We start from the raw sequence: 8,997 nt of genomic DNA on the forward strand, positions 1-8,997 counted from the left end.
AGGAACCTTGCTCGCACCTCCTACAACTGCCTGAGTTCGAAAAGTACAAGGCCACCTGATGAACGCCCCGAGGCGTCCACGAACAAAACCCAATTTTGCAGGTCCGACTGAATAGCGTCGCGATTACTTGAAATTCCATTCTTCACAATCGTCTTCCTAGAGACCGCGCAAACCTTCGGGCTTTCGCTGCTGAGGGAATGATCGGTCGAGGGCGCCGCTCGCGTTCACGAGCGGATGCACAAGACAGCAGGAGCTTCAAATGACCGCTCGAGATGAATTGCCCGAACTCGACTGCGCCGCCGGCCCGGTGGCTATGCAGGCGGGGTCCGGTCACGCCGGATCGTTGCTAGCTTCGCAGCCACATCGCTCATGCGCGCAGCAAGGTGCAATCGTCGCCGTGCTCCTCGGCTTCGACACGTTTGGTCGGCCGCTCCTGAGCATCGACGCCGCCGATCCCGCGGTCCAAGCGCTAACCACAGTCGATCTGGCGGGCGCCGGACCTGGAACGCAAGTCGTCGTGCTGTGGGAATTCGGTCCCACTAGGCGCGCGATCATCGTTGGGTGTCTGGGTCCCGGGAATATCACCGGTGCGCAACCTGGACCGGACGGCACGCGCGTAGTGAGTGCAGAGCGTCAACTCATCCTGCGATGCGGCGACGCGAGTCTCACGCTGACGCGCGCCGGCAAGGTCCTGATTTCCGGCTCTTACGTGCTGTCCCGCTCGAGCGGCGCGAACCGCATTCGAGGCGCCGTCGTCGAACTGAACTAGCGTTTCCCGAACGCGATGGCTCTGACGGTGTTCGCGGAAGGAATGGGCCTCTTCCACAAGGGAAGCGGCGGCTTCGCGGTCGCGCCGGGCGATGTCTGTCTGAGTCCCCCGCCCCCGCCCGCGCCTCCGGCGCCCGTGCCATACATCAACAACCTGTCGGCGGGCGATCTCGACAAGGGAAGCAAGTCGGTGCTCATCGACGGCGAGCAGACGGCGCTGGAAGATGCGTCCGAAGTCACGACCAGCACCGGAGACGAAGCAGGTACGCAAGGCGGCAACGTCATCACCCACAAGACGAAGGGCAAGGGTTATTTCAGTCTGTGGTCGTCGACGGTCAAGATCGAGAGCAAGGGCGTCTGTCGCCACGGCGACCCGATGGGCCAGAACTGCGCGTCGATGCCGTATGGCTGCGTGGATCAGAGCGCGGTCACCGCCATCAATGCCATGAACTGGAATCCGTCCGGGCAGCGTTGCCCGCCGTATGTGCGTCCGCCCGAAGGGACACCCAATGCGCAGCAACGCGCCGCCATCTCGAACACGGCGTGTTGGTGGGCCCCGTGCACCGGTGTGGCAACCGTCCCCGATCACCAGCCGCCGCTCGTGGTCGTTTGGTATCTCGGAGGCTGTCGTAACCGCGCGGCGTTCGGGCAGTGGGCGGCGTCGGTGGCTGCTACGCCCCGGGGACATTGTCTGACCCACTCGCGATCGCAGGGCGGCCACATGAGCTCCGTCTCGCGGGGGATGAAGGGCCCGACGGCCGCCATCACGAGTTTTATTCCCTGACCGGGTCGAACCATGAGTCCATATCGAGCAATCTTCGAAGCCTATGTGGCCGATCTCACCGTCGCCCGCGATCGCGCGCTGAAGTGGTGGTCTGGGCTGATCACCAAGGAAGAAACGACTAGCGGCGAAACGAAGGCCCACGCCGAGCAGCGCGTCCGGCAACGCTGGCCGTTCGGGCCCACGCTGCATCCGTATGTGCTGGCCGTTTATCGGCAGTACTACATCGAATGCGAACGGCTCAACAATAAGTTATACCCACGCCTTCCCCCAATTGCCAACGCCTCGCCGGTTTCCGAGGAAGACTGGGGCGTCCCGGATGATAGTGAACCGGTCACCACCGACCGGGCGGACCGAGATCCGGAAGACGCATTCTGGGCAAGCATGGGCCCCTGCGATCCGCCCGTTCTGCTGTTCGACGTTCTCCACGAGCGTCATGAAGCGCTCGGCGAGTTCATGGCGTGGCTCGTCTTCGCGCCAATCGGATCGGAAAACGACATTTCTGTCTAGGAGACTGATCAACGTGTTCGAAATCAGCAATGAAAAGCTCGCCCGTCACCGCGAGCGCATGCTTAGCGCGCCTAGGGATCTCGAGCGCTGGGACCTGTCCGCGCCGGCCCCCGATTGGGCGGACGCCGGGCCGGCGCATGCCGAACTCTTCACGCGCTACCGGCCCGACCTTCACGAGATGACTGCCGAGGCGGTCGGATTGTGGACGGCATCGATCGACGCGCGCGCTGAAATGACGGGTGATCGCGAGGAGGCCTACAGGGAGCAATGGACGGCCTTCCCCGCCGGTCCCGCGTCCCACCCGCCGATGGTAGCCCTCATACGTCGTTACTGGCTCGCGTGCGACGCCCTCAACCATCAGCTTCCAGAGTCACAACGCGTGGCGCCCGAGTGCTTCATGCTTGCATGGCTGAATCAGTTTTCGCCGCGTCAGCCGCGCGATCTTGAGGCCCTGCGCGTCGTGGCGTGCATGCCGTGCTGGCCCATGGGTCTCGACGACCAGGGCAACTGGATCTAGCGAGGTCGCCATGTCATATCAGGCCGTGCTGGAAAACCGGACTCCTTTCAGGGTGCTCAACATCGTGCTTCCTGACGAAGAGGGTCAGGAGGTCATACTGATCGTCGTCAGCGCGAGCTTCGTGGCAGGACCGGACGGCATGCTTCTGGTGGCGCAGGAACACACGCCGGTCAGGACCGGCGACCAATACCTTCAGGCGGCGACTCCAGCGCGCTCGAGCATTCTGCGCGAGGCCGATCTCGCGCTGTCCAAAGCCAAGGTGGATGTCGTGCTCAATGGCCATGCATGGGCGCCCGAAGGCCGGCCCACTCCCCGCGTACCGGTTCTGCTGAGCGTGGGTTCGATCCGCAAGGTGCTCACCGTGACCGGCGATCGTCATCGAGCGAGCGCTCTGCGCGGTCATGCCCTGTCGATGCCCGTCCCGTTCCGGAGCATGCCCATCGTGTACGAGCGCGCGCGCGGCGGCAGCGTCTTCGATGACGCTGGCAAGCTCGTCGGCATCGACAGGCGCAATCCAGCGGGCATCGGGCTCGAATTATCCGGACACGCCGCCGCGCGTTCGTCTGACCCGAGTGTGGACTCCGATGCGCCCAATGTGGAGTATGCCGACGCGTCTCTCGCCGGCTCGGTTGCGGGTTTCGGCTTCGTGTCGCGCGGCTGGTCGCCGCGGCTCGAGCAAGCGGGAACCTTCGACGGCCAGTGGCTCGACGAGCGCTGGCCGTTCATGCCCGCCAACTTCGACAAGGCGCACTATCAGGGCTCGCCGCCTGACCAGCAATGCGATTCGATCGCCGGCGAGACCGTCACGCTGCGCAATCTCACGCCCGACGGACTGTGGCAATTCCGGCTTCCGAAGCTCGACATACCGGTTTTGCTGACTTTCACCGATCGCCTGAAATGGACGCGGCCGCGCATGGACACCATCGTCATCGATACCGATGCGCGACGCGTCGACATTTCCCTGCGCTTGGCGTTGCGGACACTGCGCGATCGCGGACGGCTCGTCGAGATTTTTGTCGGCATGCCGTCGCGCGCGCTGTTGCTCGCGCGAAAGTCGGGAAAGGCGTATCTCGATCATCGCCCGGTTTCAATGCCTCCGCACGCTGAACCGTACGTCACGCTATGAGCGAGCCTCTTGCCGTGGTCGCCGTGGGGGCGGTGACGCCTGCTGGGCTGACCGCACTGCAAACGTGGACCGCGCTGCGCGCAGCAGTCACCCCGTTCAAATGCATCCAGTGGCATCCGCCGCCGGTCGAGCCGTTCATCAGCGCGCCGATTCCGGCGAAATCAAATGTAAGGGGAACCGGTGCCGACTGGCTCGTGAACCTCGGTGCGCGGGCGATCGGACAATGCCTCGAAAGCTGCGAGATCGAGCCGGCACGCATCGCGCTGCTGCTCGCCTTGCCGGACGGCTACCGCAGGCATCCGGCGCTGCAGCGGATCGGTGCAGCCGGAGTGCTTGCCGGTATCGAGGCGAAGCTCGGATGCGCTTTCTCATCGGCGGCCTCGCGTACGTTCGAGGGAAGCGCCGGCGCGCTGCAGGGAATCGCCGCAGCGCGTGTCATGCTCGCGGCGCATCGCGTCGACGCCTGCCTGATCGCGGGCGTGGACTCGCTGCTCAACCGCACGGATGTCGACCGCCTCCATGATGCCGGCCTGATCCACGAGCCCGGCAATCCTCAGGGAATCATTCCGGGGGAAGGCGCGGCGTGCCTTCTCGTCCGCCGAGCCGGCGAGGCGACGTCCGGCGCGCTAGCCCGAATCATCGGCCTTGGCCAAGCGCACGAATCGAAGACGGTGCTCGGCGGCTCCTTTGCCATTGGCGAAGGCATGTGCCGGGCGCTCAAATCAGCGCTCGCCGATGCAGGTCGTCGCGAGCCGCAACTTAGCCTGCGCGTATCCGACATGAATGGCGAGCGCTATCACGCCTGGGACAGCATGATCTCGACCGCGCGTTTCTATCGGACACGCCGCGAACGCGTCGATCAGATCTACCCGGCTGCGGCGACCGGCGATCTCGGCGCGGCCGCCGGCGCCCTCGTCGTGGTGATCGCCGCGGTCAACCTGTATGGCGGCAAGGCGCCGGGCCCGCTGACAATGTGCGAGGCATCGTCGGACGAAGGCGTGCGGGCGGCCTGCGTCTTGGAGGCGGTGGCGGCGTCCGCCGACGCTCTTAATGCGCGTGAATCGGCGCTCAGTGTGCGCGACGATATCGCGACACTACCCGACGTGGTAACGAGGCATGCCGACGACGCAGCGTTTCTCTGGGCGCAGCGGGAGCACGGAATTGAACGTCGCGACTTCACGCTCGAGGATCTGCTGATCGAGGAGTCGCGCCTGGATGCACATCTCGATGGCTTGTTGGCAGCGGGCGGGGCCGCGTGGCGCTCCTTGCGCGGCAAGCTCGATGAAAGAGAGGTGGGCGCGGCTTTCGCACTGGCCTGGGTCGCGCTGGCGTCACGCGACGCCGCGCGTCTTTGCACGCTCTTCGAATTGACCGATAGCAGCGCCGCACCGAGCCGAGAAATCGTCTCGGCATTCGGCTGGAGCGCGCCGGCCTGCCTGCAACAGCCCGTGAAACATTTGTTGGGTTCGAGTTCTCCCGCGCTGCGTGCTACCGGAATCGCCGCATGCGCGATGCATCGTGTCGTACCGGGAGACGCATTGCGCAAAGCCGCACGCGATAAGAATGCAGGACTGCGCGCCCGCGCGCTAAAGGCGATCGCCGAGCTTGGCTGGCGCAGCGGTCTTCCGGCGTGCATAGCCGCGCTGAGCGATGAAAACCCCCTGTGCCGGTTCTGGGCGGCTTGCGCGTGTCTGCTGTTCGGCGAACAGAGCGCGGCGCTTGATGTCCTCCTGTCTTTGAGCCGCACTGAAGGTCCGCTGCGCGGCCGCGCACTGCGGTTGATGAGCGCGACGCTTCCCGTCGCCGAGGCAAGATCGGCCGTGCGAGCGGCCAACGTGATGCCGCTGAGCGAGCGCGACAAGATAGAGGCGGTCGGCCTGATCGGCGATCCTGCACTGATCGACTGGCTCATTACGAAAATGACGGATATTCGACTCGCGCGTATTTCAGGTGAAGCACTGATGCGCATCACTGGAATGGACATCGGGCGCAGCGGATTGCAAGCTGCCGATGCACCATCGGACGACTCGCCATCCGACTCAGCTGACGACGAGAAAGTCCATCTCGATCGCGACTCACAGCTTCCCTGGCCCGACGCACAACGCGTCGGCGAATGGTGGCACAGGCACAAAAACGGCTTGCGGCCGGGCGTCCGCTATTTTTGTGGAACGCCTGTTAGCGTGGAGCAGTGCCGCATCGTGCTGCGCTCGGGTAAGCAGGGCATGCGCGGCGTAGCCGCCCTGCATCTCGCTCTACGCGATCCCGCCCAGGGATGGTTCTCGATCAAAGCGCCCGCGAGACGTCAGCTCAGCTTGCTCGAAGCCTCGTCGAGGTCGTAGGCAGCTCAACGGATGCGCTCCTCCCGACCCACGCTCGAGTCAGGCGCGCACGTGCGATCGTCGAGTCGCTGGTGACGGAACCGGATAGCGGACATGGTTAATCTCCTGCATGTCAGTGCACCCACAGCATTGACACCAGGCCCGGAATCGTGAGCGTAATATCCCGAAGCATAACTAATTCATTTCTCTCGGATTAGCGGCTTAAGCTGGCCGGAACGAAGCGAAATCGAACCACCCTTCCTTCAGGTGACAAACTCACCCACCATGTGCCTGCACGGAACAATCGTAACCGCCGAAGGACGTCACGATCGCTCGAAGCTTATCGGGATCATGTCCAGATACTGGCTGGTGCCGGCGCCATCGCCACAATGAAATCTGGGCGCTAAATGTCGGCTTTCAGACGGCTCCGGGTTGTAAGTGCGTATACAGTTTCAGTGAGACCGGCCACTCGCGACCGGCGCGGTGCGAACGTCGGGAAAGGGGGCGTGTAACCGCCTTATAAAAGCCGATGCTCAAACTGCAGGAATCGTCGGCCCGCGAACGGCCGGAAACTGAACAAAGCCGACACCTGAATGTCAGGTCCGCGACACCAACGAACGACTCTTCATGGCCGATTTTCGCCAAGGTGATCGGGCTGAATCGTTACAATGACCCAGATGAACTCCCCTTCGACAGCATCGATGCGAGACATGCTGACCTCCTTTTTCTGGAGCGGCGACGCCATCCGGAGTCGACGCGTAAGTGACATCGTTTTGTCAGGCACGCTCGACGTGCCTGTGCCATCCGCACGCCTGCTTGCGGATTGGCAAAGAGAGACATCGTCGCGGCTAGTTCTGGAACCCGGGGATGTCGAGGTGATGCCTTTGGCGCGAACGCAAGCGCGCTGGCCTGATTACAAGCGCTGCGTGCAGGCAATTTCCGACTGGACGCGCCCCCTTGGACTGCCCACCGTGCTTGCCTCCAGTGACGTAGCGCTTATGGCGTGTCGTGGCGCGAGGTACCACCATGACGGTGCGCAATATGGCGGCGCGGCCTTTTGCAATCTCTTCCTGAGCGAGGACAAGGGTCTGGACTTGCATTTTCCCTCTACGGGCCATCGCATTCCCCTGACCCGGGGAACAGCCGTGATATTCGATACTGGCCAGCCGCATGGCGTCATTCAGCGCGGCAGCGGCAGTTTTAGTGTTGCCGACTTTGCGCCGGACCAGGATTGCATCCAGATATTCCTGACCTGGGAGCTTCCCATCGAAGACACCCACGTTGGGCAAGCACTCAAGGTGGTCTTCGACATCGCCCGTTCGACCACACCGCAACTGGATGAAGAGCAAGTCTGGTTGAACGGCGCACCAGCCGCAGTGTGCCCAGAAACTGGTCGCTGGTACCGGGTTGACTAGTTGTCTGGGTCACACCTTGGTCCTGCGATAGTACGCTGGACAGGGTTTAGTTCAGGGCGATAGGCGAATGCAGCGAGCGCCGTTGGGCTAACGTCAACGATCTTCAGGCTTTGCAATCAAACCCATCACGCGGCGACGCCAAACCGCAAAGTACGGGGCCATCTCCGAAGGCTCGGCGGAATTACCGCTGTCAGCAGTCTGGCGTCTGAAGGTGGTGGCCGACCGAGGATACTTCAGCGGCCCAGAGATACGCGGGTCTATAAAGGCTCAATGTGCAATCGTGCGTATTTCGGACGAACGTGACCGGCCTTTTCGGGATCGTGACCGGCGATTTCGGCAAGGTGACCGGGCATTCCGGAAACGTGACCGAGCGGACCGGAAGGCAGGATTGGCGTTGCGCATGACATCAACCACGCGAGCTATGCTCGCCGGCTTTTGCCGGAGAGAGTATGCCCGCGCACCGGATGAACATGCGCATGATCAAGGACGTTTTACGACTTAAATTCGACGGCGGCTTCTCGCACGACCGGATCGCCGCGTCGCTGGGCATTTCCAAGGGCGTGGTCACGAAGTACGTCGGACTGGCGGGTGCCGCCGGGCTGGACTGGGCGAGCGCCTGCGACATGGATGAAGCCGAACTCGAGCGGCGGCTTCTCGGCAAGCCTACGGGACCGGCAGCCTACGCCCAGCCCGACTACGGACGCATCCATCAGGAGCTGCGCCGCAAGGGTGTGACACTGACGTTGCTGTGGGAGGAGTACCAGGCCGAATTCGCCGACCGGCAAACCTACCGCTATACGCAGTTCTGCGAGCATTACAAGGCGTTCACGAAACGACTGAAGCGCTCGATGCGTCAGATCCACCGCGCTGGCGAGAAGCTGTTTGTCGACTTTGCCGGCCCTACGTTGCCGCTGACCACCGGACGCCGCGCGCATATCTTCGTGGCGGCTATGGGCGCCTCGAGCTACACGTTCGCGTGCGCGACGCCGGCCGAAACGATGGAGGACTGGCTGGGCGGCATCGCACGCGCGCTGACCTTCTATGGGGGCGTGCCGCAGCTGATCGTGCCGGACAACCCGCGCGCAATGATTGCCGATCCAGACCGATACGAACCTCGCGCCGGCGACACCGTGCTGGACTTTGCGCGTCATTACGGCACGTCATTCCTTCCTGCTCGCGTATATCGCCCGAGGGACAAGGCGTACGTTTCATACTGCACCTTGTGTGGTTGGTGGAACAGCGATAAACGTCGGTTGTGTCGAACTGTAGCGACCGCCTTGTCCTTTGACCAGGACGACGTCGCCGACGGGCTCGTACAGGCAGCGATGCAGGTTACCGTAATGATGCTGACGCAACAGCCCGCGCTGACCCCACAGATGAATGCTAACGAGGCTCCGCCTCAGACCGACGAGTTGTACGGGTGACTGCGGAGCGCTGGCGGTGTAAGGTGGCTCCGGTCGAGCCGGCTGGGACGTGCCCAGCGATGTACGAGCTCGAAGCTCAATGGGTCCGAAGACCCGTGGACGACCGGAGCCAATCATGACGTTATCACAGAGTGTGTG

Annotated in this window: 7 protein-coding genes and 1 pseudogene; all 8 read left to right on the plus strand. The window is 63.2% G+C overall.

Annotated elements, in window-relative coordinates:
- Positions 1–259 precede the first annotated feature (259 nt).
- Positions 260–769 carry a DUF6484 domain-containing protein gene (locus AWB81_RS38080; RefSeq protein WP_143753530.1) on the plus strand — a complete coding sequence of 170 codons (510 nt, stop codon included), beginning with the start codon at positions 260–262 and terminating at the stop codon, positions 767–769.
- A gap of 15 nt (positions 770–784) precedes the next feature.
- Positions 785–1,552 carry a PAAR-like domain-containing protein gene (locus AWB81_RS38085; protein WP_062643245.1) on the plus strand — a complete coding sequence of 256 codons (768 nt, stop codon included), beginning with the start codon at positions 785–787 and terminating at the stop codon, positions 1,550–1,552.
- Positions 1,553–1,564: 12 nt separating this feature from the next.
- On the plus strand, positions 1,565–2,059 hold the full coding sequence (locus AWB81_RS38090) for a hypothetical protein (RefSeq protein ID WP_062643247.1): 495 nt from the start codon (positions 1,565–1,567) through the stop codon (positions 2,057–2,059).
- 13 nt (positions 2,060–2,072) lie between these two features.
- Positions 2,073–2,576 (plus strand): hypothetical protein, encoded by a 504-nt coding sequence (locus tag AWB81_RS38095; protein WP_062643249.1) that lies wholly within the window; start codon positions 2,073–2,075, stop codon positions 2,574–2,576.
- Between the two features lie 10 nt (positions 2,577–2,586).
- Positions 2,587–3,702, plus strand: a complete 1,116-nt coding sequence (locus AWB81_RS38100) for a DUF2169 family type VI secretion system accessory protein (protein WP_087135476.1) — start codon at positions 2,587–2,589, stop codon at positions 3,700–3,702.
- A complete protein-coding gene (locus AWB81_RS38105; protein WP_062643253.1) occupies positions 3,699–6,041 on the plus strand; it encodes a TIGR02270 family protein in 2,343 nt (780 codons plus the stop codon). Before AWB81_RS38100 ends, AWB81_RS38105 begins: the two co-directional genes overlap by 4 nt.
- A gap of 689 nt (positions 6,042–6,730) precedes the next feature.
- Entirely contained in the window at positions 6,731–7,435 is a 705-nt protein-coding gene (locus tag AWB81_RS38110) for a hypothetical protein (protein WP_087135477.1), read from the plus strand.
- 470 nt (positions 7,436–7,905) lie between these two features.
- Positions 7,906–8,643: pseudogene (istA, locus tag AWB81_RS38115) on the plus strand (IS21 family transposase); the annotation flags it as partial.
- Between the last annotated feature and the right edge of the window lie 354 nt (positions 8,644–8,997).

The organism is Caballeronia arationis, from assembly GCF_001544975.2.
Classification (GTDB): domain Bacteria; phylum Pseudomonadota; class Gammaproteobacteria; order Burkholderiales; family Burkholderiaceae; genus Caballeronia; species Caballeronia arationis.

What these genes read in the sequence shown, in the direction of transcription:
- AWB81_RS38110 (WP_087135477.1), top strand. Translation starts at nt 6,731, where the DNA reads ATGCTGACCTCCTTTTTCTGGAGCGGCGACGCCATCCGGAGTCGACGC.
- AWB81_RS38090 (WP_062643247.1), top strand. Translation starts at nt 1,565, where the DNA reads ATGAGTCCATATCGAGCAATCTTCGAAGCCTATGTGGCCGATCTCACC.
- AWB81_RS38100 (WP_087135476.1), top strand. Translation starts at nt 2,587, where the DNA reads ATGTCATATCAGGCCGTGCTGGAAAACCGGACTCCTTTCAGGGTGCTC.
- AWB81_RS38105 (WP_062643253.1), top strand. Translation starts at nt 3,699, where the DNA reads ATGAGCGAGCCTCTTGCCGTGGTCGCCGTGGGGGCGGTGACGCCTGCT.
- AWB81_RS38085 (WP_062643245.1), top strand. Translation starts at nt 785, where the DNA reads ATGGCTCTGACGGTGTTCGCGGAAGGAATGGGCCTCTTCCACAAGGGA.
- AWB81_RS38080 (WP_143753530.1), top strand. Translation starts at nt 260, where the DNA reads ATGACCGCTCGAGATGAATTGCCCGAACTCGACTGCGCCGCCGGCCCG.